The 23183-nt window shown below is 68.9% G+C and carries 21 protein-coding genes and 1 pseudogene; 9 read left to right on the plus strand and 13 right to left on the minus strand.

The annotated features are described in order from the left end of the window. Window positions 1-136: 136 nt before the first annotated feature. Together NL1_RS17095 and NL1_RS17100 are read left to right on the plus strand one after the other, a co-directional pair. Window positions 137-1810, plus strand: coding sequence for a sodium:solute symporter family protein (locus NL1_RS17095; RefSeq protein ID WP_067840659.1), 1674 nt, complete (start codon window positions 137-139; stop codon window positions 1808-1810). A gap of 12 nt (window positions 1811-1822) precedes the next feature. Next, window positions 1823-2074 carry a hypothetical protein gene (locus NL1_RS17100; RefSeq protein WP_067840533.1) on the plus strand — a complete coding sequence of 84 codons (252 nt, stop codon included), beginning with the start codon at window positions 1823-1825 and terminating at the stop codon, window positions 2072-2074. 82 nt (window positions 2075-2156) lie between these two features. Here NL1_RS17100 and NL1_RS17105 read toward each other — a convergent pair whose 3' ends face one another. From NL1_RS17105 to NL1_RS17140, 6 genes are all read right to left on the minus strand, one after another. Next, window positions 2157-2870, minus strand: a complete 714-nt coding sequence (locus tag NL1_RS17105; protein WP_067840534.1) for a DUF8020 domain-containing protein — start codon at window positions 2868-2870, stop codon at window positions 2157-2159. Between the two features lie 133 nt (window positions 2871-3003). After that, a complete protein-coding gene (locus NL1_RS17110; protein WP_245673340.1) occupies window positions 3004-4476 on the minus strand; it encodes a PepSY-associated TM helix domain-containing protein in 1473 nt (490 codons plus the stop codon). A 210-nt stretch (window positions 4477-4686) separates the two neighbouring features. After that, window positions 4687-5250, minus strand: coding sequence for a hypothetical protein (locus NL1_RS17115; protein WP_084510687.1), 564 nt, complete (start codon window positions 5248-5250; stop codon window positions 4687-4689). Between the two features lie 100 nt (window positions 5251-5350). After that, window positions 5351-7351, minus strand: coding sequence for a TerD family protein (locus NL1_RS36650; RefSeq protein WP_084510688.1), 2001 nt, complete (start codon window positions 7349-7351; stop codon window positions 5351-5353). 118 nt (window positions 7352-7469) lie between these two features. After that, window positions 7470-9125 carry an acyl-CoA synthetase gene (locus NL1_RS17135; protein ID WP_067840541.1) on the minus strand — a complete coding sequence of 552 codons (1656 nt, stop codon included), beginning with the start codon at window positions 9123-9125 and terminating at the stop codon, window positions 7470-7472. A gap of 205 nt (window positions 9126-9330) precedes the next feature. Further along, entirely contained in the window at window positions 9331-10956 is a 1626-nt protein-coding gene (locus NL1_RS17140; RefSeq protein ID WP_084510689.1) for an acyl-CoA synthetase, read from the minus strand. A gap of 245 nt (window positions 10957-11201) precedes the next feature. On the opposite strand from NL1_RS17140, the gene NL1_RS17145 reads away from it, so the two are divergent. After that, the gene (locus NL1_RS17145) at window positions 11202-12179 is read left to right on the plus strand and encodes an acyl-ACP desaturase (protein ID WP_067840545.1); all 978 of its coding nucleotides are present in this window, start codon (window positions 11202-11204) and stop codon (window positions 12177-12179) included. A gap of 66 nt (window positions 12180-12245) precedes the next feature. Here NL1_RS17145 and NL1_RS17150 read toward each other — a convergent pair whose 3' ends face one another. The 3 genes from NL1_RS17150 to NL1_RS17160 form a co-directional block, all read right to left on the minus strand. Further along, complete coding sequence (locus tag NL1_RS17150; RefSeq protein WP_067840547.1) at window positions 12246-12887, minus strand: hypothetical protein; 642 nt, start codon at window positions 12885-12887, stop codon at window positions 12246-12248. Between the two features lie 179 nt (window positions 12888-13066). Continuing rightward, on the minus strand, window positions 13067-14290 hold the full coding sequence (locus tag NL1_RS17155) for an acyl-CoA dehydrogenase family protein (RefSeq protein WP_067840549.1): 1224 nt from the start codon (window positions 14288-14290) through the stop codon (window positions 13067-13069). Window positions 14291-14324: 34 nt separating this feature from the next. Then, the gene (locus NL1_RS17160) at window positions 14325-15719 is read right to left on the minus strand and encodes an acyl-CoA dehydrogenase family protein (protein WP_373862565.1); all 1395 of its coding nucleotides are present in this window, start codon (window positions 15717-15719) and stop codon (window positions 14325-14327) included. A gap of 290 nt (window positions 15720-16009) precedes the next feature. Here NL1_RS17160 and NL1_RS17165 point away from each other — a divergent pair, with 290 nt between their 5' ends. Both NL1_RS17165 and NL1_RS17170 read left to right on the plus strand, forming a co-directional pair. Continuing rightward, entirely contained in the window at window positions 16010-16312 is a 303-nt protein-coding gene (locus tag NL1_RS17165; RefSeq protein WP_156094903.1) for a hypothetical protein, read from the plus strand. A 231-nt stretch (window positions 16313-16543) separates the two neighbouring features. After that, window positions 16544-18007 (plus strand): glycosyltransferase family 39 protein, encoded by a 1464-nt coding sequence (locus tag NL1_RS17170; RefSeq protein WP_067840555.1) that lies wholly within the window; start codon window positions 16544-16546, stop codon window positions 18005-18007. Window positions 18008-18009: 2 nt separating this feature from the next. Here NL1_RS17170 and NL1_RS39555 read toward each other — a convergent pair whose 3' ends face one another. Further along, window positions 18010-18195 carry an alpha/beta fold hydrolase gene (locus tag NL1_RS39555; RefSeq protein ID WP_245673342.1) on the minus strand — a complete coding sequence of 62 codons (186 nt, stop codon included), beginning with the start codon at window positions 18193-18195 and terminating at the stop codon, window positions 18010-18012. Between NL1_RS39555 and NL1_RS39560 the strand changes: the two genes are divergently transcribed. After that, window positions 18173-18466, plus strand: a complete 294-nt coding sequence (locus NL1_RS39560; RefSeq protein WP_245673344.1) for a hypothetical protein — start codon at window positions 18173-18175, stop codon at window positions 18464-18466. The genes NL1_RS39555 and NL1_RS39560 overlap by 23 nt on opposite strands. Here NL1_RS39560 and NL1_RS39565 read toward each other — a convergent pair. Continuing rightward, window positions 18452-18922: pseudogene (locus tag NL1_RS39565) on the minus strand (alpha/beta fold hydrolase); the annotation flags it as partial. The gene NL1_RS39560 and the pseudogene NL1_RS39565 overlap by 15 nt on opposite strands. On the opposite strand from NL1_RS39565, the gene NL1_RS17180 reads away from it, so the two are divergent. Both NL1_RS17180 and NL1_RS17185 read left to right on the plus strand, forming a co-directional pair. Further along, the gene (locus NL1_RS17180) at window positions 18921-19886 is read left to right on the plus strand and encodes a Vgb family protein (protein WP_067840556.1); all 966 of its coding nucleotides are present in this window, start codon (window positions 18921-18923) and stop codon (window positions 19884-19886) included. The pseudogene NL1_RS39565 and the gene NL1_RS17180 sit on opposite strands and share 2 nt — an antisense overlap. A gap of 47 nt (window positions 19887-19933) precedes the next feature. Next, window positions 19934-20461 carry a GNAT family N-acetyltransferase gene (locus NL1_RS17185; RefSeq protein ID WP_245673346.1) on the plus strand — a complete coding sequence of 176 codons (528 nt, stop codon included), beginning with the start codon at window positions 19934-19936 and terminating at the stop codon, window positions 20459-20461. Here NL1_RS17185 and hisN read toward each other — a convergent pair whose 3' ends face one another. After that, window positions 20462-21247: a histidinol-phosphatase gene (gene hisN / locus NL1_RS17190; RefSeq protein ID WP_067840560.1), complete on the minus strand. Its 786-nt coding sequence runs from the start codon at window positions 21245-21247 to the stop codon at window positions 20462-20464. It lies immediately after the preceding gene. Between the two features lie 290 nt (window positions 21248-21537). After that, complete coding sequence (locus NL1_RS17195; RefSeq protein WP_067840562.1) at window positions 21538-22128, minus strand: NADPH-dependent FMN reductase; 591 nt, start codon at window positions 22126-22128, stop codon at window positions 21538-21540. 145 nt (window positions 22129-22273) lie between these two features. Here NL1_RS17195 and NL1_RS17200 point away from each other — a divergent pair, with 145 nt between their 5' ends. After that, window positions 22274-23131 carry a helix-turn-helix domain-containing protein gene (locus NL1_RS17200; RefSeq protein WP_067840564.1) on the plus strand — a complete coding sequence of 286 codons (858 nt, stop codon included), beginning with the start codon at window positions 22274-22276 and terminating at the stop codon, window positions 23129-23131. Window positions 23132-23183 lie beyond the last annotated feature (52 nt).

Consider the following 23183-nt stretch of genomic DNA (forward strand, 5'->3'; position numbering starts at 1 on the left):
ACGGCCGGAGCGAAGGCGGAGGTACGCCTAGCTCGACGCCCGGGTTTCACGCCAGGAGGGACGCGCTGTGCCACTTGCCGATTCATCTTTCCTCAGCTCCGCGACGCCGCAGCGTCTCGTCGAGGCGGCCACCACCCTGCGGCTGGACGCGGCGCCCGTCGACTATGCCCTGGTGGCCCTGTATTTCGTGTTCGTGCTCGGCATCGGTCTGCTGGCCAGGCAGCGGGTGTCCTCCAGCATCGACTTCTTCCTGTCCGGTCGTTCGCTGCCCGCGTGGGTGACCGGTCTCGCCTTCATCTCGGCCAACCTCGGTGCGGTCGAGATCATGGGCATGTCGGCCAACGGCGCCGAGTACGGCTTCCCGACCTTCCACTACTTCTGGATCGGCGCGGTGCCCGCCATGCTGTTCCTCGGCGTGGTGATGATGCCGTTCTACTACGGCTCCAAGGTGCGCAGCGTGCCGGAGTTCATGCGCAGGCGTTTCGGCACCGGAGCGCACCTGGTGAACGCGCTGAGTTTCGCGGTAGCCCAGATCCTCATCGCCGGGGTGAACCTCTATCTGCTCGGCTCCATCGTCAACGTGCTGCTCGGCTGGCCGCTGTGGGTGTCGGTGATCGTGGCCGCGGTGATCGTGCTGTCCTACATCACCCTCGGCGGGCTCTCGGCCGCCATCTACAACGAGGTGTTGCAGTTCTTCGTCATCGTGGCGGCGCTGCTGCCGCTCACCCTGGTCGGCCTGCACAAGGTCGGCGGCTGGGAAGGCTTGCAGGACAAGGTGATCGCGTCACCCGGCGGCGCGGAACAGCTGGAATCGTGGCCGGGCAACGCGCTGAGCGGGTTCGCCAACGACTTCCTCTCGGTGCTCGGCATCGTGTTCGGCCTGGGTTTCGTGCTCTCCTTCGGCTACTGGACCACCAATTTCGTGGAGGTGCAGCGCGCCATGGCGACGCACTCCATCTCCGCGGCCCGGCGCACCCCGATCATCGGCGCCTATCCGAAGATGTTCATCCCGCTGATCGTCGTCATCCCTGGCATGATCAGCGCGGTGCTGGTGCCGCAGATGGCCGAGTACAAGCAGGCCGTGACGGCCGATCCGGACTACTCCGGTGACGTCACCTACAACCAGGCGCTGCTCTATCTGATGAAAGACGTGCTGCCCAACGGACTGCTGGGCGTCGGGATCGCGGGTCTGCTCGCGGCGTTCATGGCGGGCATGGCCGCCAACGTCTCGGCGTTCAACACCGTCTTCAGCTTCGACCTGTGGCAGCAGTACGTGATCAGGGATCGCTCCGACGGGTACTACCTGACCGTCGGCCGCCTCGCCACGGTCGGCGCCACCGTCGCGGCCATCTTCACGGCGTTCATCGCGAGCAGTTTCAGCAACATGATGGACTACTTGCAGACGCTGTTCAGCTTCTTCAACGCGCCGCTGTTCGCCACGTTCATCCTCGGCATGTTCTGGAAACGGATGACGCCGACGGCGGGCTGGATGGGGTTGGTCGCCGGAACCGCTTCGGCCGTCGCCATTTTCCTCATGCACGAGGCGGAGGTGTTCGAATTGTCCGGCCAGGGAGCGAGTTTCGTGGCCGCGGGCGCGGCGTTCGTGGTCGACATCCTGGTCAGCGTCGCGGTCACCCAGGTGACCCAGCCGAGACCCGCGGCCGACCTGGTCGGGCTGGTCTATTCGGAGACCCCGGCGGCCATGCGCACCGATCCGGAGGCCGACACGCTGCCCTGGTACCAGCGCCCGGTGCTGCTCGCGGGGATCGCGCTGGTGCTCGTCATCGCCCTCAATCTTCTCGTCGGATAAGGAAGACCGCCCATGCTGTTCGATATCCGCACCATCGTCGGGGCCCTGCTCGGCTGCTACGGCGTGATCCTGGTGGTCACCGGCCTGGTCCACGACACCGCCGCCGAGGAGATCAAGACCGGTGGTATCAACGTCAACGTCTGGGCGGGGGTCGGCATGATCGCCGTCGCGCTGGCCTTCCTCACCTGGGTGCTGCTGCGACCGGTCGTGCCGACCGAACCCGAGGCGCCGCGCGCCGACGATCAGCCGAGTCCGCCGGAGTGAGGCGTGGGGGAGCACGCGGCGAACCCCGCCCGGCCGTCGGCCGAACGGGGTTCGCGCAGGTGGGAGGGGACTTTCTAGCGGTTCACTTGGCGGGCGGGTTGAACGGCTGGTTGATGGTGGTGAAGTACTGGATCGCCGCGCCGATCGCCACCGGAGCCGTCACGAAGATCTGCCCGGCGAGGGTGCCGAGGGCGCCGACGGCGATGATGCCGCCGATGCAGCCGACCGCCGCGGCGGGGATGAAGGGGCCGAAGAGGCCGACGATGGTGGCCGAGGCGACCGTGGCACCGACGATACCGCCGAGCACGCAGCCGACCGCCCCGCCGCCGAGGCCGCCGACCAGGGTGCCGATGCTGGCGCCCATGCTGATGGTGCTCGTCATGCGGGACCAGGCCGCCTGTTCGCGCTCGTATTCGCTCTTCCACGGTGCCTTGTCCTCGAAGGGCAGGGCAACCGGCTGGTAGACGGCCTCGTCCATGGACAACTGCGGGGTGAGAGTGGCGGTGCGGCCGGAAATCGCTGCGGCGATGGGGAATTCGAACTCGTCGATGCGCAGGGTGAGCGGGGTGCCCGCGACGACGGTGCCGTCGGCGGCCTTGATCTTCAGTGCGTTGTCCTCGACGACGAGCGCGCCCGCGTCGACGGAGACGATCGAGGTGTTCTCCGTGGCGTTCGCCGTGAAGTTGATGGCGGCGGGGGCCGTGTCGGCGAGCGGGGCGGCCGAGGCGGTGCCCGCAGCGATACCGATCGTGCTGGTCAGGAAGGCGGCGGCGATGGCGAACTTCGTGATCTTCATGGTGCTGTGAATTCCTTGTGTTGTCTGAGGGGTCGCGCGGGCGCGACGGAACGACGGCCGTACCTATGACGAACGGGCAGGCCGTGATGTGACTCGCCGGGGTGGTCCGCCCGGCGCGGTTTTCACTGGGGGATCAGGAAGCGGTGGCGCGCAGCCGTCCGACGAGCCCGACCGTGACGTCCACGGCCAGGAACGCGAGCAGGCTCAGGCCGACGAGCGGCACGAACCAGCCGACGACCAACGCGGCGCCCAGCACGGGCAGCGCGAGCCACGGCGAAGTGGCGCGCACCGCGCCGCGGCGCGGAGCCCGGCCGAGTGCGAGACGCGAACCGCGGGTCGGCCGACGACGCCACCACATCAGGTAGCCGAAGACGATCACCACGATCAGGCCGATCATCGCGGCGAGCAGCAGCAGCTGATTCGGCAGACCGAACAACAAGCCCATGTGGAACGCGATGCCCCAGTTGGTGAGCTTGGCCATCAGCGGCCAGTCGGCGAAGGCCAGCCGGTCGGTGATGCTGCCGGTGGCGCCGTCCACCGCGACCGCGTCGACGGTGTACGTGCCCGGCATGCGCCGTTCCTTCACGGCGAAGGCCTTGTCCGGCTTCGCCGGAATCGCGATCTCCACCGCCTGGGTCACGCCCGCGGCACGGGCGGCTTCGTACACCCGATCCACCTGCGCGATACGGGCCTGCGGGTCGGCGGGCTGCGGCGCCGGTGCGTGCCCGCCGCCGTGGTGGTCGCCGCCGGAGGAGTGATCGGGCGCGGTCGAGCCGGGCATGGCGGTGCTCACGGCGGGCGTGGTCCAGCTGAGTTGCTCGCGCAGCTCGGTGATGTTCTCGCCCGCGTAGGTGGACCAGGTCATGCCGGTGGCCGAGAGCAGCAGGATCAGCGGCAGGATCCAGACGCCGATGGCCCCGTGCCAGTTCATCGTCCGGCCGCGGCCGCTCTTGGAGCGGTCGGGGGCGAACAGCCAGGCGGCCGAGTTGCGCTGCTTGCGCGCGCGGACCCGGCGGAACCACAGCACCAGACCGGCCAGCGCGATGACCCACAGCCACGAGGCGGCGAGTTCGCTGTAGAGCCTGCCGGGTTCACCGAGGTGCAGATCGCGGTGCAGCTTGTCGATCCAGGTGCGCAGCGGCAGTGCTCCCGAGCTGCCGTAGACGACGGATTCGCCGACCGGCTGGGCGGTGTAGGGGTTGACGAACACCGCGCGGCGCTCGGATTCGCCCAGCGAAGGATCGGTGAAGATGACCCGGGTGGTGTCCTCGGCTCCCGGCGCGGGCGAGACCGCGGCCAGCGCCAGGTCGGGCCTGGTCGCCACGGCGGCGCTGACCTGCTCCGAGAGCGGCCGGGCCGCTTCGCCCGGTTCGACCGTCAGCAGGTCACGGGAGACGAAGGCCTCCAGGGTCGGCGAAATGGCGTAGAGCGCGCCGGTGACGGCCGCGATCAGGATGAAGGGCGCCACGAAGACGCCCGCGTAGAAGTGCAGCCGCATGGCCAGCGCCTGCAAGCCGTTGCGGGCCGAGGGCTTGCGCCGCCCGGCGGATTCGGGAGGCGACGCCGAGGATTCGGCGTCGGGGGTGATGGTTTCTGTTGTGCTCACGGTCGTTTCGTTTCTGAGGTTCGGAAAACTCGGTGCGTGCGAGGCCTCGCGGCGCGCGAAGTACACCGGCCGTACCGAGGAGTGCTCGACGGGCCGAATGTGTGACATCGCCTGCGGCGAGAGTGCAGGACGCGCGCGACGGATCCGCGCCGGAACGCGGGACGACGGCGGAACGCGCACAGCGCGTTCGTGCACCGGGTGTGGGTGAAATCAGACGTGAACGAGCCGCGGCGGGCCGCGGGTGCGCAGCGTCTCGGCGGCAAGAATCCGCAGGATGACGCGGTCGCGGTGGGTGGTGCGCAGCGGAGCCGGATCGGGGATGACGGGTACGCGATGGCGCACCGGCAGCACCCGGGCCAGGATGGCGGTGCCGATCCGATAGGCCGCCTCGGCGCCGCGGATGACGACCGCGGCCACGCAGGCGGCGACGATGTGCGCGGCGAGCATCTGCGGGGTCAGCTGGGCGTCGCCGTGGTGCAGGTGCCCGGAGCTGAATCCCATCGCGACGTGGCCGAGCAGCTGCCCGCCGACCAGTGCCGTGATCAGACCCGCCGCGGTGTCGCGCAGCGGCGCGAGCCCGGCCACCAGCGCGCCGACGACCGCGGAGGCCGCGGTGAGCAGGGCGAGAGTGGTGCTGTCGGGGGCCATGCCGCCCGAGGCCCAGCCGTGGGCCGCGATGGAGACCGTTCCCGAGATCGCACCGGCCGACCCGCCGCGCAGCCGCGCGACGGCGCTGCGACGTCCCGCAGCCGACCGGTCGAACTCGATACTCACCCGCTGATGATAACGGACCTGTTACTCGTCGCCGACCACACCGAGCAGCCGCCGGAAATCGGCTTCGACCAGGCGTTTCCGCATGGAAGATTTCCGCCGGTCAGGTCCGGTCGGCCTTGAACTGATTGATGGGGCCCTTGTCCATCCTCACCTCGACGCGGCCGTCGGGTTGCAGGAACGCCGCGGGCCGGAATTCGGAGAACCGCTTGCTGTAGAGCTCCAGCCGTTCGATGAGCACGCCCTCGGGACGGTTGTAGACGATGCCGGGCACGCACGTGAAGATCCAGCTGGACTTCTTCGCCTGATCGGCGGGGATCACCACTTGGTCGGCGCCATTCTCGATGGCGAGCGAGACCCGGTACTTGAAGAAGGACCCGGTGCCGTTGTTGATCGCCGAGTAGGCGACAGGCACGATCGCGACGATCTCGGGAGCGAAGCGGACCTCGATGATCTCCTCGGTCTGCCCGCCGCCGCGGCGGACATGGCCCCTGCCGCGGTCGCCGAGGTGCCGGACCAGATCGCGGTATTGCGGGTTCGCCGGGGTGTCCTTGGCGTCGAAAGTGGCGACGTGCACTACCTCGCCGGTGTTCAGCACGATCAGGGCGTAGGCCTCGTAGTCGGTGCCGCTGGCCCATGCCACCCGTAGTCGGATCACCGGGGCCTTCTCCAGCAGGACCGGAGGAGCGTTCTTGGTGAGGGTGACCGCGCCCTTGGTGAAGTTCACGCCGGGTGGTGGTGTACCTGGTTGCGGTGGGCTCTGCGGAGGCATTCCCTGCGGCGAGGCTGGCAGTGGAAAAGCTTGCGCGGCACGCGAGTCCGGCGGCGAGCCGAAACTTGCTCCGCCGGGCGGCACAGGCGGGGGCGGGAACGATTGCGGGGCAGCCTGGTACGAGTCCGCCGACGATCCGAAACTGGCTGCGGGCGATGTCCCGGTGGGCGGCGGGGGTGGCGGCGGAAATGGTTGCGCTCCGGCTTGATACGAGCCGGGTGGCGTGCCGAAAGTTGCGCCTGGAGGAGATCCGGCGGGCGACCCAGCGTGGGGCGGCGCGGCAGGCGGCTGCCCGGGTGACGACCCGCCAGGTGGTGCGGGTGGCGGCGGAAATGGTTGCGTTCCAGCCTGATACGGGCCGGGCGGCGCGCCGAAGTTCGCGCCGGACGATGGCCCAGTGGGCGGCTGACCGAACGACGCGCCCGCGGTGGGCCCGGCGGGTGGGACAGGCGGCTCACCGAACGACGCGTGGGGTGGGGCGGCAGGCGGATGTCCGAACGACGCGCCCGCGGTGGGCCCGGCGGGTGGGACAGGCGGCTGGCCGAACGACGCAGCGTGGGGTGGCGCGGTAGGCCGCTGCCCGAACGATGCGCCCGCGGGCGACCCGGTGGGCGGGACTGGCGGCTGGCCGAACGACCCAGCGTGGGGTGAGGCGGTAGGCGGCTGCCCGAACGATGCGCTCGCGGGCGACCCGGTGGGCGGGATGGGCGGCTGCCCGAACGATGCGCTCGCGGGCGACCCGGTGGGCGGGATGGGCGGCTGTCCGTACGCGGGGGTGTGTGACGCTGCGGGCTGGACCGACGATGGCGAAAAGTGCTGTGCGGCAGGGGAAGCCACACCCCGCGCTTCGGCCTCGTCGTCGACGGAGATACCGAAATCGGTAGCCAGCCCGGCCAACCCGGTGGCATAACCCTGCGCCACGTTGCGTAGCTTCCAGCCGTTCGCCCGGCGATACACCTCGCCGAGGATGACGGTGGTCTCCGAACTCAGCCCGGTGATCGGCAGATCGTGGGCGAGCCCGCCGTCCTCGGTGATGCGGACCGCGAGCGGAATGCCGCCGAACACACCGTTGTCCACCGAGGCCGCCACCACCAGCCGGTCAGTGACCGGGCCGACGCTGGGCAGGTCGATGCAGATCGCGCCGTCGGTCAGGCGCACCGCCCCGTCCGGCGAGACCGGCTGGTTGTAGAAGACGAATTCGCTGTCGTCACCGACCTTGCCGTGGTCGCGCACGCACAGCACCGAGAGATCGATACCGGCGGGCGCCACGGTCACGTGCAGTCGCCCGCCGCCCAGCGCGACATTCCCACCCTTGCCGATCACGGTGGACATCGCGCCCCTGTCGCTCGAACTGCCTTCTCGCGCAAGCCTAATACGAGCAGACCGGGCGGTCGACAGCCGCGCGGCGCCCCCGTTCGGTGAACAGGGCGCCGCGCGAACGGTCAGGAGGTCAGTTCTCGATCTCCATCTCGATCAGCGGCTTGCGCAGCAGCTTGCCGGTCGCGTTGCGCGGCAGTTCGTCGAGGAAGATCACCTCGCGCGGCACCTTGTAGCGGGCGAGGTTCGCCCTGACGTAGTCCTTGATCTCCTGCGCATCGCGCTTGGACTCCGGGCCGGGGACGACGAACGCGCGCAACCGCTTTCCGTATTCGCGATCGTCGACGCCGACCACCGCGGCCTCGAAGATGTCATCGCGCCCGGCGATCAGGTTCTCCACCTCGAGCGGGAAGACGTTCTCGCCGCCGGAGACGATCATGTCGTCGTCGCGGCCGTCGATGTAGAGCAGGCCGTCGGTGTCGAAGTGCCCGACGTCGCCGCTCGACATCATGCCGTCGACGATCTCCTTGGTGCGTCCGTCGGTGTAGCCGGTGAACGCGAAACCGTTGTCCACGAAGATGGTTCCGGTGACGTTCGGCTGGGTGATCGGCTTGCGGTTCTCGTCGAGCAGCACGATGCGGATGCCGACGGGTGCGCGGCCCGCGGTGGTCGGCGACTTGCGCATATCCGCCGGGGTGGCCACGGTCATCACCGCGCACTCGGTGGAGCCGTACAGGTTGTAGAGGCTGTCGTTGAAGTGGTCCAGCGTGCGGGTGACCACGTCGGGCGCGATGGCAGAGCCCGCCGCGAAGATCACCTTGATGGTGCGCACGTCGTACTTGGCGAGCACCTCGTCGCCGAGATCGAGGATGCGCTGCAGCATGGTCGGCACGACAACCAGCGAGTCCGCGCGGTACTTCTCGATATTGGCGAGCGTCTGCTCGGGGTTGAAGCGACGCTGCTGGAAGACGACCCGGTTGCCCAGCGCCAGACCGAGGGTGAACTGGGAGAGGCCGGTGCCGTGGAAGATCGGCGCGGCCATGACCATCGTGCCGTTGGCGGGCAGCGGCACCCGGTCGACGAACTGCGCCGAGGCGAACGGGCTGACCCGGTCGCGCGGCGCGCCCTTCGGGGTGCCGGTGGTGCCGCTGGTCAGGATGACCATGCCGCCGGGCTTGGCCGGTGCGGGCAGCGGCGCGGTGGAGCGGCCCGCGGACAGCGATTCGACGTTCGGGATCGACGGGTCGGCGTTGTCCTTCTCGTCCACCCAGGTCAGGATGCGCGGAATCTCGGCGGGGATGGCGCTCATCAGGTCGAGGAACTCGCTGTCGTGCAGCACGGCCTTGACCTTCTCGCGCGTGGCGACGTCGGCGAACTGCGGCTTGGCGAATCCGGTGTTCATCAGCACCGCGCGCACGCCGAGCTTGCCCGCGGCCAGCAGGCTGAGCACCATGCCGCGATGGTCGCGCGCCAGTACGGCGACGACGTCGCCCGCCTTGATGCCTTGCGCTTCGAGCCCGCGCGCGAAGGCGTTGGACTGCTCGTTGAGCTGACCGAACGTCAGCTCGCCGCGCTCGTCCACGATGGCGGCCGCGTACGGCCTGGTCTGCGCGGCGTGCATGACGACGCCGGCGAACGGACCGAACTTCAGCACGTTGAACGCCGAACGTGCGGCGTGGTCCGGGCGCAGCGGGTTGAACAGGCCCCGCTTCACCATGATGTTCACGCCTTGCGCGAGGTCACCGGCCTTGCGAACGGAACCGCCGAGCGCGGGAAAGGACAAAGACATAGAGGACAACCTTCCGCGGCCCATCCACCGGGACTCGGGGTGGTGTGGACCGCAACTTCGAGATCCAGTGCTGGCGCTAACAATAGCAAGCATCTGTTACCGAGTGTGTCATCCGTCTCACCGCGCGGAGGTCTTCTCTCTCGAGTACCTCTCGGGTCGCGAATCGGATTGCGCCGCAACGGCTTCGATTCGCGACCCGGACCGATCAGGCCTCGACCTGGTACTCCACCAACACCCGGCGCAGCAGCTTCCCGGTGGGGTTGCGCGGCAGATCGTCGAGGAAGATCACCTCGCGCGGCACCTTGTACCTGGCCAGGTTGTCCTTGACGTAGGCCTTGAGCGCCTCGCCGTCGGGCGTGTGGCCGGGCTCGGCGACGATGAAGGCGCGCAGCCGTTTGCCGAATTCCACGTCGTCCACGCCGATTACGGCGGCGTCGAACACGTCGGGGCGCTCCAGCAGCAGGTTCTCCACCTCCTGCGGGAAGACGTTCTCGCCGCCGGAGACGATCATGTCGTCGTCGCGGCCGTCCACCATGAGCAGGCCGTTGTCATCGAAGTGGCCGACATCGCCGCTGGACATGTAGCCGTCGATGATCTGCTTGTTCCTGCCGTCGGTGTAGCCCTCGAACGGGGCGCCGCTGCGGACGAAGATGCGCGCGGTGACATTGCGGCCGGTGACCGGCTTGTCGTTGTCGTCGTAGAGCCGCACATCGCAGGTGATCGGCGGGCGACCGACGGTGCCGGGGGCCTGCGCCAGTTCCTCCGGCTTGGCGATGGTGGCGATCGCGACCTCGGTCGAGCCGTACAGGTTGTGCAGCACCGGGCCGAATACCTCGGCGGCGCGGATGCACAGCTCGGGCGAGAGCGCGGAACCGGCGAGCACGATGGCCTTCAGCGACGAGGTGTCGTACTTGGCGCGCACCTCCTCGGGCAGCTCGACCATGCGGTGCAGCATGGTCGGCACCGCGACCAGAATGTCGGCCTTGTGGTCGGACACCATCTTCAGGGTGGCCTCGGCGTCGAAGCGGCGGCGCATCACGATCTTGTTGGACAGCACCGAGCCCACCAGCCAAGTGCCGAGGCCGGTGCTGTGGAAGATCGGCGAGACGATCACCATCGTGCCGAACTTCTGGAACGGGATGCGGTCGATGAACTGCGCGGTGGCCATCGGCGTCACCTTGGTGCGCGGCGCGCCCTTGGGCAGGCCGGTGGTGCCGCTGGTCAGGATGATGAAGCCGCCGGGCTTGCCGGGGGCGGGCAGCGGCTCGCTGGAGTTCGAAGCGATCAGGTCGTCGAAGGTCTGCGCGCCCGCAGGCAGCTGGGCGCCCTCGTCCACCCAGGTCAGGTAGCGCGGCAGGTCCGCGGGCAGCGCGTCGAGCAGGCCGAGGAACTCGCTGTCGTGCAGCACCGCCTTGACCTTCTCGCGGACGCACACCTCGGCGAACTGCGGCTTGGCGAAGCCGGTATTCATCAGCGCGATCCGGGCGCCCAGCTTGCCCGCGGCGATCATCGACATGATCAGGCCGCGGTGGTCACGCGCCAGCACGCCGATCACGGTGCCCTCGGTGATCCCGGCGGCGTGCAGGCCGCGGGCGACAGCCGTGGACTGCTCGTCCAGCTCGCGATAGGTCAGCTCACCGCGCTCGTCGGCGAGGGCGATCCGGTCGGGCGCGATGCGGGCGGAATGCCGGACCAGAGCGGCCTGCGGGCCGTAGATCCTGGTCTCCTTCATGGTTCGCAGGGTTTCCAACGGTGCCTTGGGATCGCTGACTCCGCGAGCCCGTAGCAACCCCAGAGCCTTCACGGTTTCCAGCGCACGCGCGACGCTCACTCGAACACCTCCACTGACATTTCGCGTCGGCACTCGCCCTCGCGATCCGGTTATGTGGATGCCTACCGTAGCAGCGAACGTGTCATGGGTCACAACTAAAGCCGACAAAGCGGACAATGAGACAATGGAGTGCGACGGGGCTCAGCTGGTGCGGGTCCTCCCGGGCGGCGCCGTTGTCCCGCGCTTGCGCCTCGCCACCTGCCCGGACTGCCGAACGACACTCGCCGCCCGGAGGGGACACGAGCATGTCGAGGAATCTGACCCAACTGGAACTACTGATCGAGCTGGAGCCGACCGTCGAGCGCGAGCTGAACCGGCACCTGGCGACGGCCAAGAGCTGGCACCCGCACGAGTACGTGCCGTGGAGCGAGGGACGCAACTTCGCGGCGATGGGCGGCGCCGACTGGGAACCGGACCAGTCACGATTGTCCGAGGTGGCCAAGGCCGCCATGGTGGTCAACCTGCTCACCGAGGACAACCTGCCCTCCTACCACCGCGAGATCGCCGAGAACTTCTCCAGGGACGGTGCGTGGGGCAGCTGGGTCGGCCGGTGGACCGCCGAGGAGAACCGGCACGGCATCGCGATGCGCGACTACCTGGTGGTCACCAGGGGAGTCGATCCGGTCGCGCTGGAACACGCGCGCATGGTGCACATGACCAAGGGCGCCGACACGCCCGCCACCTGGGACGACACCAACGTGCTCTACGGCTTGGCGTATGTGACGTTCCAGGAGCTGGCCACGCGGGTCAGCCATCGCAACACCGGCAGGGTGTGCGACGACGCGATCGCCGACAAGATGCTGCAACGCATCGCCGCCGACGAGAACCTGCACATGGTCTTCTATCGCAACATGTGCGGGGCCGCTCTGGATCTCTCGCCGGACCAAGCGCTGGAAGCGATTTCGATGATCGTGCGGAAGTTCCAGATGCCCGGCGTCGGCATGCCCGACTTCCGCCGCAAGGCCGCGCTCATCGCCAAACACGGCATCTACGATCCGCGCCAGCACCTGGACGACGTGCTACTTCCGGTGATGCGCAAATGGAATATCTTCGAACGCAACGATTTCGGCGCTCGCGGTGAACGGTTCCGCGCGGAACTCGCCGCGTTTCTGGAGAAGCTGGAGCGCGAAGCGGCGCGGTTCGAGGAACGCCGCGACCGCATTCTGATGGCGGAAGCGGCCCGCCGATTGGCCGCCGAGACAGGCGATTCCGGGCGGAACTGAGAGAACCGGCGTCGGGGAATTCGGATGTGCGTCGCGGTGGTGGCGGCCGCCGCGACGCACGACGGCTCAGTTGTAGACCGCGCCCATCGAGGGGATCGAGATGGTGCCGCGCTGATACTGGAACCCGTCCGGGTTGGCGTCGCTGACCGGGACCGACCAACGGTGCCACAGGGTTCCGTACACCGCCGAGACGATCATGCCGGGGCCCAGGTCGAGCGCCCGCGAGCGGATGGTCGTGTCCACCGGTACGTCGTTGTGTTCGTAGAGCACCTCGGTGCCGCTGCGGCCGCTGGACAGATTGACCCACAACGCTTCCAGCTTGGCGCCGCCTTGATTCGGCGAGATGGTGCCGGGGCCGCCGAAGAAGGCGAGGCGGAAACCGTCCGTGCCCAGTGCGATACCCGATCCGTACACGCCGGGGCCTGCGCCGCGCCCGATGTCGGACTGTGCCGGAACCTGGAACGGCTGGGCGGGCAGCGCGACCGTGCTGGTCGCAGGCACCCTGCCCTGCTGGGCGAGCAGGCGATCGATGGCCTCCTCCGCCATCGGATTGCCCTCGGCCGCTTCGCGAAGCATCTGCACCGCAACGCTCCAGTCGATGGTCGGCAGCTCGGGCTCCGCCGCCGCACTTCCGCTGAACACCGTCGCCAACACAGCCGAAACGGCCGCCGCCGCGGTGAGATGACGCTTGAAACTCAGTCGACGCATAACCAATCTCCTTGCCAGAGTCCTTGGTACAGCCCTTACTGAAATTCGTCCGCAGATTCGCGGTGACCCCGAGACCCTAGCCGATCCCCGAACCCCAACCACAACCCCACCCCGAAACAGAAAACCGGTGCGGGGCCACCCAACCCCGCACCGGTTCTCTGTAATCTCCCGCTAGCGCGTCACTTCAGCTCGGAGCTGGTCTTGCCGAGCACGCGGCGCGCGACGATGAGCTGCTGGATCTGCTGGGTGCCTTCGAAGATGTCGAGGATCTTCGAGTCGCGGCCCCACTTCTCCAGCAGGGTGCGCTGGGAGTAGCCGAGGGTGCCCGCCAGTTCGACGGCCTTGAGGGTGACGTCGGTGCCGGTGCGGCCCGCCTTGGCCTTCGACATGGAGGCTTCCAGCGAGTTGGGCTTCTTGTTGTCGGCCATCCACGCCGCGCGCAGCGAGAGCAGGTAGGCGGACTCGTAATCGGCTTCCATGCGCAGGAATTCGGCGGCCGCGGCGTGCTGGTTGATCGCCGGGGTGTCGTAGGAGATCTCGATACCCGCGGCGGTCAGGATGGCACGCAGCTCCTCGAGCGCGGCACGGGCCACGCCGACGGCCATCGCGGCCACCAGCGGACGGGTGTTGTCGAAGGTCTGCATGACCCCGGCAAAACCCTTCTCCACGTTGACTTCCGGGCTGCCGAGGATGTTGTCGGCGGGAATCCGGCAGTCCTGCAACAGGAGTACGGCGGTGTCGGAGGCCTTGATGCCGAGCTTGTGCTCGAGGCGCGCCACCGAAAGACCCGGAGCGTCCCGCGGCACGACGAACGACTTGATCGCCGCGCGGCCCAAGCTCTTGTCGACGGACGCCCACACCACGATGTGGGTGGCGCGCTGACCGGCGGTGACGAAGATCTTCTCGCCGTTGAGCACCCATTCGTCACCGTCGCGCACGGCGGTGGTGGTGACGGCGGCGGAGTCGGAACCGAAGGACGGCTCGGTGATGGCCATCGCGGCCCACACCTTGCCGAAACGCTTCAGCTGCTCGTCGGTGGCGACGGCCGCGATGGCCGCATTGCCCAGGCCCTGATAGGGGATCGACAGCATCAGGCCGACGTCGCCCCAGGAGGTCTCCAGCGCGTTCAGCAGCGCGGACATGTTGCCGCCGTTGGTGTTTCCGAGCAACTCGGTGGCGTGCGCGTCGGACTCTCCGGAGCGGCCGCCCGCGGCGCCGCCGATCTTCTGGGTGCCGGAGTCGGCCAAGCCCTCGACCATGGCGGCCATGGTGTCCAGCTCGACCGGGTACTCGTGCTCGCCGAGGTCGTATTTGCGCGAGATCGGCCGGAAGATCTCCGAGGCGACCTGGTGGGCCTGGTTGGCGCTGGCCCGCAGCTTCTTGGGGAGTTCGAGATTGATCATTGTGGAAGGTCTCCTGAAAGAAGGAACGAGCCGGTCAGATGAGCACGACACCCTCGGCGACGCCGATGGCCCGCAGATCGCGGTACCAGCGCTCGACCGGGTGTTCCTTGGTGAAGCCGTGGCCGCCGAGCAGCTGCACGCCGTCCAGGCCGATCTGCATGCCCTTGTCGGTGGCCAGCTTGCGTGCCAGCGCCGCCTCGCGGCCGAAGGAAAGGCCCTGCTCGGCGCGCGACGCACCCCGCAGGGTCACGAGCCGCAGACCGTCGAGTTCGATGGCGATGTTGGCGACCATGAACGCGACCGCCTGGCGGTGCGAGATCGGCTCGCCGAACGCCTCGCGCTCGTTGACGTAGGGAATCACGTAGTCCAGCACGGCCTGGCCGGTGCCCGCGGCGAGCGAAGCCCAGCCCAGACGCGCGAGGCGCACCGCGTCGGCGTAGTCCTCGGCGCGGGTCTTGGCATCACCGTCGCCGAGGATGGCGTCGGCGGCCACGGCCACGTCGTTGAGCAGCAGGCGGCCGATGCCCGCGGCGCGCAGACCCATGCTCGGGTCGGCCTCCACGACCAGGCCCGGGGCGTCGGACTCGACGATGAAGAGCGCGGGGCGGCCGTCGAGCTCGGCGGCGATCAGGAACAGCTCGGCGTCCGCGGCGGCGGGCACCAGGCTCTTGACGCCGTTGAGGCGGTAGCCGCTCGGCGAACGCGTGGCCTTGGTCTGCAGCGCGAACGGGTCGAACAGCGGGCGCGGCTCGTTGATCACGACCGAGGCCTGCGGGACGTTCTCCCCGGTGAAGGCGGGCAGGTAGGTCTTCTGCTGAGAATCGGTGCCCCACTGCGAGAGCGCGACCGCGACGCCGCTCGGCGCCAGGATCGGCAGCGCCAGACCCATGTCACCGTGCGCGAGCGCCTCGGCGACCATCGAGTTGGTGACCGCGCCGCGTTCGGAGGCCGCACCCTCGAGCTCCTCGGGCACATTGATCAGGGTGATGCCGAGTTCGGCCGCGCGCTCGAGCAGGTCGCGCGGCGCCTTGGCGGAGTTGTCGGCCTCGTAGGCCGCGGGGCGCAGGATCTCGGCGGCGAATTCCCGCACCGTCTCGACGATCATCTGCTGTTCGTCGGACGGGGTGATGTCGAAGAGATCCTTCTTCCTCGACTCGTTGTCCGCGAGCCGCTTCGGCGCGCCGCCACCGGCGATCTTGCTGAACGCGCGGGTGGCCGCACCCAAGGTGCGGAAGCCGGTCTTGGTGCCTTCGTAGGTGACTCGCTCGATCGGCTTGCGCAGGTTGTACTTCTCGGCGAGCTCCGACCCGGTGAGGGTGGTCATGGCCCGCATGGCGGCACCCATCCAGTCCCGCTTGGGCTGGTTGAGGCCGACGGCGGACGTGTCTGGACGCCGCTTCGTTGCGCTGTCTCGGGTGCTCATCATCACCTGTTTTCTCGGGTGGGTGGGGTGAGGTCTTGCCCCAGCTATCTTACTCCTGAGTAAGGCTATCTTACTCCAGAGTAAGAAGGCCGTCGAGCGGCCTTTCGGGTCGATGCTGCCGGAGGTTGCCAGCAGTTGCTGGACGGACGACCGATTCGCCTCCCGATCCCAGGTGGCCGCTGTTTTTTCAGTGATACCTCACGATTGGCAAATAGTGAAACGAATGCGCTTCACAAACGAGTGGATTCGGCTACCGTGGCGGCACGTTGTCTGCCCCCGAAATGGAGGTCTTGTTCATGAAACGGCTTGTGGTATTGGTCGGGTTCGCGGTAGCGGTGGGGCTGAGCGCCCCCGCGGCGGTCGCCGCGCCCGGTCTGCCGTTGCAGCCCATCGATGTGGATCCCGGCGGGCCGCCGCGGGTCGACTTCGGCTCCGGCGCACCGGTACTGGACTTCGGCTCGGGTGAGGCGGGGACGGGTATCGATCTCGGATCGGGCGAGGTCGGCTTCCCGTCCGGCTCGGCGGGCTCGGGCTCCGGCGGGTCCGGATCCGCGTCGGGTTCGGGTACCGGCTCCGCGCGGCCGGGTGGCGCGGGCTGACGGAGGCGGTTCCGCGGGGCTGTCGCGTCGGATGGTGTGTGGCCCCGCGGAGCTGGTCGACGCGGTGTCGGCCGCTGGGAGGGCGGCGCATCGGGTCGCTGTGCTTTCTGGGCCGCTGCTTCTTGGGACGCAGCGCGTCGGGCCGGAGATGCCAAGGGCCGCATGTATAGCCGGATGCACGGGGCTGTGTCATGGTGGCCGACCGCGCGGCAACTGTGTCATGGTGACCGGATGTACTGGGTGGCGGGGATTTTCGCCGTCGTGCTGGTCGCGTTCTCGAATCGGTACGGCTACCACCGCGATGAGCTGTACTTCCTCGCGGCGGGCAGGCATCCCGCGTGGGGTTATGCGGATCAGCCGCCGTTCACCCCGCTGGTGGCCAGGGCGATGTCGGCGATCGATCCCGAATCGTTACCGCTGCTACGGGCCCCCGCCGTGCTCGCGGCGACCCTCGTGGTGGTCTGCGCCGGGCTGATGGCCCGGGAGTTCGGCGGCGGTCGCGCGGCGCAGGCGCTGGCCGCGGCGGCGGTTGCGAGCGCCGCGCTGGTGCAGGGTGCGGGGCACTTGCTGAGCACGGCGGTGTTCGATCTCGCGGCGTGGGCGTTGCTCGGGTTGCTGGTGCTGCGCTTGCTGCGAGACCCTGCCGGGGACGGCGCGGCGACCGATCGCCGCCCCGATCCCCGCTGGTGGCTTGCGATCGGGCTGGTGGCCGGGCTCGGCCTGCTGAACAAATCGCTGCTGATCTTTCCCGCCGCGGCGCTGGTGATCGCGTTGCTCATGGTCGGTCCGCGAAAGGTCTTGGCGACCAGGTACTTTCCCGCGGCGGTCGGGCTGGCGACCGTGCTCTGGCTGCCGTATCTGTGGTGGCAGGCGCACAATGGATGGCCGCAGTGGGATGTGGGGCGGGCGATCGCGGGTGGCTCGTCCGGCACGTCCGATTCGCCGATCATGTTCGTGCTGTTGCAATTCGGGCTGATGGGGCCGCTGCTGACACCGCTGTGGATCTACGGGCTGTGGCGGCTCTGGCGGGAACCGCGCTATCGCGCTTTCCCGGTCGCCTACGGACTGCTCTTCGTCGTCTTCCTGGTGACCGGAGGGAAGGCCTATTACATGGGCGGGATGTATCCGATCCTGCTCGCCGCCGGTGCTGTGCCGCTCGCGGCCTGGCTCGGTCGGCGGCGTGAGCGCTGGGCGGGGGTCGGCGCGGTCGTGACGGTGAACGCGCTCGGCTCGGCGGTATTGTTCCTGCCCGTTCTTCCGGTCCCGGCGCTGCCCGAGTCGCCGGTGCTCGCGGTCAACTACGACGCGGGGGAGACCATCGGATGGCCGGAGTTCGTCCGCCGAATCGGCTCTGTCCGTGCGGGTTTGGGCCCCGATGTCGCCGTGCTCACGGCCAACTACGGCGAGGCGGGCGCGATCGAACGCTTCGGCGCGCCCTACGACCTGCCGACACCGCACTCCGGCCACAACGCCTACTGGTGGTGGGGCCCGCCTCCCGATACCGCCACCGAGGTGCTCGCCGTCGGCATCGAACGCGACCAGCTCGCCGAGCTGTGCGCCGCCGTCGAACCGGCGGGTCGCCTCGACAACGGCCTCGGCATCGATAACGACGAGCAGGGCGAGCCGCTGTTCGTCTGCCGTGAGCTGCGCGCACCCTGGAGCGAACTGTGGCCGCGCGCAAAGCATCTCGGCTGAACCTAGAGCCGGTGCCGACGCAGGAACTCGTCGACCGTCTTCCACCACTGCTCGGGCTGCTCGATCATGAGCACATGCCCGGCCTCGATCTCGGCGTACTCCGCGCCCGGAATGGCCGCGGCCAGCGCGCGCGAATTGGCCGGGTCGATCAGCAGGTCGGCGGTGGTGTTCAGCACCAAGGTCGGCACGGCGATATCGGCCAGATCGGCTGTGGTGTCGACGTTTTCGATCAGGGAGGCTTGCTGCCTCGTCCCGCCGGGAACGGCCGCGGCGGGTCTGCCGGATCAGTGCGTCGACCTCGGCGGCGGGCAGCGAGCCGAGAAAATCCGCCGAGAAGCCGACCAGGGCCGCGAGGCGCGCGAAGGTCTCGGTGTCGCCGAGATCGAGCAGATCCTGCCAGGCCTGGGCGATGATCCTGGCGCGATTGTCCGCCTTCGAAAAGCCCGCGGCCAGCAGTAGTCCGCGCACCCGGCCGGGATGGCGCACCGCGGCCCGCACCGCCACCGTGGTGCCGAGCGAGAACCCGATGACGGTGAAGGTCTCGACGCCCGCGTCCACCGCGGCCGCGACCAGGGCGTCGGCCAGTCCGTCGAGATCGAGCCGGGTGTCGTCGCCCGGGTAATCGGAGGCCACAACGGTGTGCGTCGCGGCCAGCGCCGCAACGATGCCGCCGAAATTGCTCTCGATCGAGCCGCTCGCCCCGTGCGCGAGGACAATGCCGGGCCCGGCGCCGGTGACGGTGGTGGTCAGGGGAATCGCAGTCATGCCGCAGAAGTTAGGTATTGACATGGATGTGAAGGCCAACCCGGAGTGCAGCGAGACGCCATCCAGGACTGGCTCGGCCGGGAATGACGCGACCGCAAGGGTCTTCGAGCAGGTCGCGTCGTCGCGAGGCGGTGTTAGCGTATGCCGCATGCCATTAGGGATGGGGATCAAGCACCTCGTCGTCGCGGTGTCGACGATCGCGGCCGGACTGGCGATCGGATCGCCAACGGCGCAGGCGAATTTCGTGCCCACGTCGTGTGCGCAGGGGTGGGTCGCCGAGACCGTGGTCGAGGGCGTCGGCAAGCTGGAGAATCTGGACAGCGACGGCGCGGGCGGGTTCTACGTCACCGGCATCAACGATGGCTTCCTCGCCCACGTCGACGCCTCCGGCCGCTTCGAACACCTGGTGACCGGGCTCGACAACCCCGCGGGCGTGCGCGTGGCCGGCCGCTCGGTGTACTACCTGACCGGCGACGGCCTGGACGTTCCGCCGGGCACGCTGCAGCGCTACGACATCGACACCGGCGCGGTCGAGGTCCTGCTCACGGGCCTGAACGGACCGAACGGCCTGCTGGTGCTCCCCGACGGTGACCTGCTGTTCACCACCCTCGGCATCAAGGGCTCGCCGACCGGCATCTCGCGCTACCGCCCGTCTACCGGCGAGTACACGAAAACCTGGTCGGCGCTGCCGTTGACCAACGGACTCGCGCTCGCGCCCGACGGCCGGTCCGTCTTCACCGACAGCCTGGAGCTGAAGGTCTTCCGCATCCCGCTGGACGCCCCCAACAGCTGGACCGTCGTCTCGGGCGTTCCGCAGCTGCTCGCGCTGCCCGACGACATGGAGGCCACCCGCGACGGTCAGCTGTTCGTCGCCGATCACGCGCTGGGGGCCGTCTATCGGATCGACACGGCCAGCGGCGCGGCGTGCGCCATCATCACCGGACTGATCAAGCCGGGGCCTTTCCGCAATCCGCCGGACGGCGCGACATCGGTGCGCATCGTGCGCGACGGCGACGGCTGGGTGCTCTACGTGACGAGCATGGACGGCACCCTGCGCCGGTTGCGTCCGCCCGCGGGGCTCGACCTCACACCCGCCGACGAACGGCGGCGATAGCCCGAACGTGCGCCTGCACCGCCCGCGCGGCCAGTAGGTTGGCAGCCATGGTGGATTCCCCAGCGCTCGAACCCCTCGGGATGGTTCCGGCGACCACGGCCGACGCCGCCGCCCTCATCGCGCTCCGCGACCGCTTGGCGCGCTGGATGGTGGCCAACGGCATCGCGCAGTGGCTGCCCGGCGAATACCCTGTGGCGACTCTCGCGCGGGAGGCGGCGCGGGGCGAGTGGTACGTGCAGCGCGAGCCGACCGGCGAGGTGGTGGCGGCCGTGCGGCTGGTCTGGCACGATCCCGACTTCTGGGGCGCCGACGAGATCGAGGCCGGGTACGTGCACGGACTCATGGTCGCGCCCGGCCACCGTGGTCGCAGCCTCGGCGCGCGCATTCTCGCGTTCTGCGCCGAACGTACCCGTGCGCGCGGGCTCGACCGGCAGCGCCTGGATACCGCCGCGGACAACCGGGCACTCCGGAAGTATTACGCCGCACAGGGTTTCATCGAGCTGCGGGAGACGACGCTGCCGCCGCAGTTCCACGGCACCGACCGCGTCGTCCTGATGGAGAAGCTGCTCGCCTAGTCAGCGCGCGAAGCGGGACAGCACCGCCTCGTGCAGCAGGCCGTTGGTGGCGACGGCGTCGCCGCCGTGCGGGCCCGGCGCGCCGGACAGCGAGGTGAATGCCCCGCCCGCCTCGCGGACCAGGATGTCGAGTGCGGCCAGATCCCACAGCGAGACTTCGGGTTCGGTGGCGATGTCGACCGCGCCCTCGGCGAGCAGGCAGTAGTTGAAGAAGTCGCCGTACCCGCGCACCCGCCACACGTCGTCGGTGAGCGCGAGGAAGTCCTCGCGCATGCCGCGTTCGCGCCAGCCGGACAGGCTGGAGAAGGCCAGGCTGGCGGAGTCGAGCGCGGCGACGGCGGACACCGAGATCGGGTGGGGTGCACCGGGATGGAAGGTGGACCAGGCGCCCGAACCCGCCGCCGCCCACCAGCGCCGCGCCAGCGCGGGCGCGCTCACCACGCCGACCACCGGCACACCGTCCTCCAGCAGCGCGATCAGGCTGGCCCAGATCGGCACACCACGCACGAAGTTCTTGGTGCCGTCGATCGGGTCGACCACCCACTGGCGCCCGCTGAATTCCGCGTCGCCGCCGAACTCCTCGCCGAGCACCGAGTCCTCCGGCCGCTCGTGCGCCAGCACCTGGCGTATCGCCCGCTCCACCGCGAGGTCGGCGTCCGAGACCGGCGTCAGATCCGGCTTCGCGTCCACCTTCAGGTCCAACGCGCCGAATCGCGCCTTGGTGATCGTGTCGGCCGCGTCGGCCAGCCGCAACGCGAGTTCGAGGTCAGAGGAGTGTGCAGCCACGTCAGCAAACCCTAGTGGACAGAGCTGAACGTAGTTCGCAGACAGCCCGAGCGAATGCAGCGGTGCGTCTACTCGACAGCGCCGGAGGCAACGCGCCGACAGCCCGGACGGCCAGTGGAGGCGGAGGTACGCCGTATAGACGCTGTCGAACGAACTCCGTCGCCGCCCGTGCATGGCCCTGGCGGAAGGTGGGGCGCGCACCTGGTGGAGGCGGCGGCCGTAGTCCGTCGATAGCCCGCACAGGCGGTCGGAGTCTCACGACGAACTCGGCCGGAAGGGGGAAGCGCCCTTCAGGCGGCGACCGACGCCGTCCGCGCGGCGGCCAGCGCGGCGGACCACCAGTGCAGCCGGTCGAGCATCGACTGCGCGGCGGCCGCGGGCTCGTCCGGTTCGTGCAGCCGACCCGTCTCGTCGAAGAGCAGGTAGTAGCGCGGGAACGAGACGTACTCGCGGACCGTGTGCGCGTTCAGTTCGTTGAAGACCTGCCGCAGGTGCTCGATCGCGAGCAGCCCGCCGCTGCCTCCGCTGTAGCCGACGAATCCGATCGCCTTGGCGTCCCACTGGGTGAAGTGCCAGTCGATGGCCGACTTCAGCGCGGCCGGGTAGCTGCGGTTGTAGTCGGGGGTGACGATGACGTACGCGTCGGCGGTGGCAAGCCGCGCGCTGAGATCGAGCATGCCCGCGGGCCGCGGCGGGTTCGGCTCCAGCGCGGGCGGGGCCGCGGGCAGTGCGAGCGGCAGGTCCGCGTCGGCCAGATCGATCACGTCCACCTCGAAGCCGCCGTGCCGGGCGGCCTGTTCGGCGAACCAGGCGGCCACCGTCGGACCGAACCGTCCCTCGCGGACGCTGCCGATGATCACCGCGAGCTTGAGTGATGACATGTTTGCTCTCCTTGCGAATCGAGTGCGGCCGGTGCGGCCGCTGTGTCTCAATCTGCTGCGGAACGCGCGGGACTGGTTAGGCCGTGGGGAGAGTGGTAGCGCCAGGGCCACCCTCGCGGCGGGCTCCGCTTGTACCGTTCCAAGGGTGAGCGACAACGAGTTGGGCCTGTTCTTGCGCAGCCGGCGAGAGGCGGTGACGCCTGCCCATGTCGGTTTGCCGGCGGGGCCGCGACGCCGCACACCCGGCTTGCGTCGTGCCGAACTCGCGACCCTTGCTGGGGTTAGCGTCGAGTACATTATTCGTCTCGAGCAGGGGCGCGATCGTCGCCCGTCGCCGTCGGTGCTCTCGGCTATCGCCGACGCATTACATCTCGCCCCGAGCGAGCGTATTCACCTGTACCGCTTGACCAAAGCGGCTGATGCGGGCTTCAGTTGCATGGGTGCCGCGGGCCCGGCCCGCACGGTTCGTCCCACGGTCCGCGCCATCCTCGACCATATGGAACCGGCTCCCGCGGTGGTGGTGAACCGTCTCAGCGATGTTCTGGCCTACACCGAGGGCTATCACCGTCTGATGGCACCGACGGGTGTGCTCGACGATCCGTCCACGGCCAATCTGGCCTTGTTCGTTTTCGGTGACTCCCGGGCCCGGGACTTCTATCCGGATTGGGAACATGTTGCCGACGAGCAGGTCGCTGCTCTCAAGCAGGGGCCGTTCCGCAATGATCCGGCCACTGCCGCTTTCGCTGATGAACTCGAGATCGTTGCCGGTGAGGAATTCACGCGCCGTGTCGCTACGGTGCCCAACCTGCCCGCCGCGACTGGCACCACCCGCGTCGAACACGCCGAGGCTGGTCCGCTGCGCGTCGCTTATGAAACCCTTGATCTTCCCGCCGATGATGACCAGCAGTTGTTCGTCTATCTCCCGGCCGACGAGGCCAGTGCCACCGCTTTGGACAAGCTCGCGGGCCGCCATCCAGGTGCTTTGCGTGCGGTCTCGGGCTGAATCACACCCAGCGGGACTCGACCCGACTTCAGATGCCTTTGCTTATCCGCTC

This window comes from Nocardia lijiangensis NBRC 108240 (genome assembly GCF_001613045.1).
Taxonomy (GTDB): domain Bacteria; phylum Actinomycetota; class Actinomycetes; order Mycobacteriales; family Mycobacteriaceae; genus Nocardia; species Nocardia lijiangensis.

Excerpts from the sequence above, each read along its gene's own strand:
- NL1_RS17100 (WP_067840533.1), top strand. The coding sequence starts at position 1,823 with ATGCTGTTCGATATCCGCACCATCGTCGGGGCCCTGCTCGGCTGCTAC.
- NL1_RS17105 (WP_067840534.1), bottom strand. The coding sequence starts at position 2,870 with ATGAAGATCACGAAGTTCGCCATCGCCGCCGCCTTCCTGACCAGCACG.
- NL1_RS36650 (WP_084510688.1), bottom strand. The coding sequence starts at position 7,351 with ATGTCCACCGTGATCGGCAAGGGTGGGAATGTCGCGCTGGGCGGCGGG.
- NL1_RS17135 (WP_067840541.1), bottom strand. The coding sequence starts at position 9,125 with ATGTCTTTGTCCTTTCCCGCGCTCGGCGGTTCCGTTCGCAAGGCCGGT.
- NL1_RS17145 (WP_067840545.1), top strand. The coding sequence starts at position 11,202 with ATGTCGAGGAATCTGACCCAACTGGAACTACTGATCGAGCTGGAGCCG.
- NL1_RS17150 (WP_067840547.1), bottom strand. The coding sequence starts at position 12,887 with ATGCGTCGACTGAGTTTCAAGCGTCATCTCACCGCGGCGGCGGCCGTT.
- NL1_RS17155 (WP_067840549.1), bottom strand. The coding sequence starts at position 14,290 with ATGATCAATCTCGAACTCCCCAAGAAGCTGCGGGCCAGCGCCAACCAG.
- NL1_RS17165 (WP_156094903.1), top strand. The coding sequence starts at position 16,010 with ATGAAACGGCTTGTGGTATTGGTCGGGTTCGCGGTAGCGGTGGGGCTG.
- NL1_RS17170 (WP_067840555.1), top strand. The coding sequence starts at position 16,544 with ATGTACTGGGTGGCGGGGATTTTCGCCGTCGTGCTGGTCGCGTTCTCG.
- NL1_RS17180 (WP_067840556.1), top strand. The coding sequence starts at position 18,921 with ATGCCATTAGGGATGGGGATCAAGCACCTCGTCGTCGCGGTGTCGACG.
- NL1_RS17185 (WP_245673346.1), top strand. The coding sequence starts at position 19,934 with ATGGTGGATTCCCCAGCGCTCGAACCCCTCGGGATGGTTCCGGCGACC.
- NL1_RS17195 (WP_067840562.1), bottom strand. The coding sequence starts at position 22,128 with ATGTCATCACTCAAGCTCGCGGTGATCATCGGCAGCGTCCGCGAGGGA.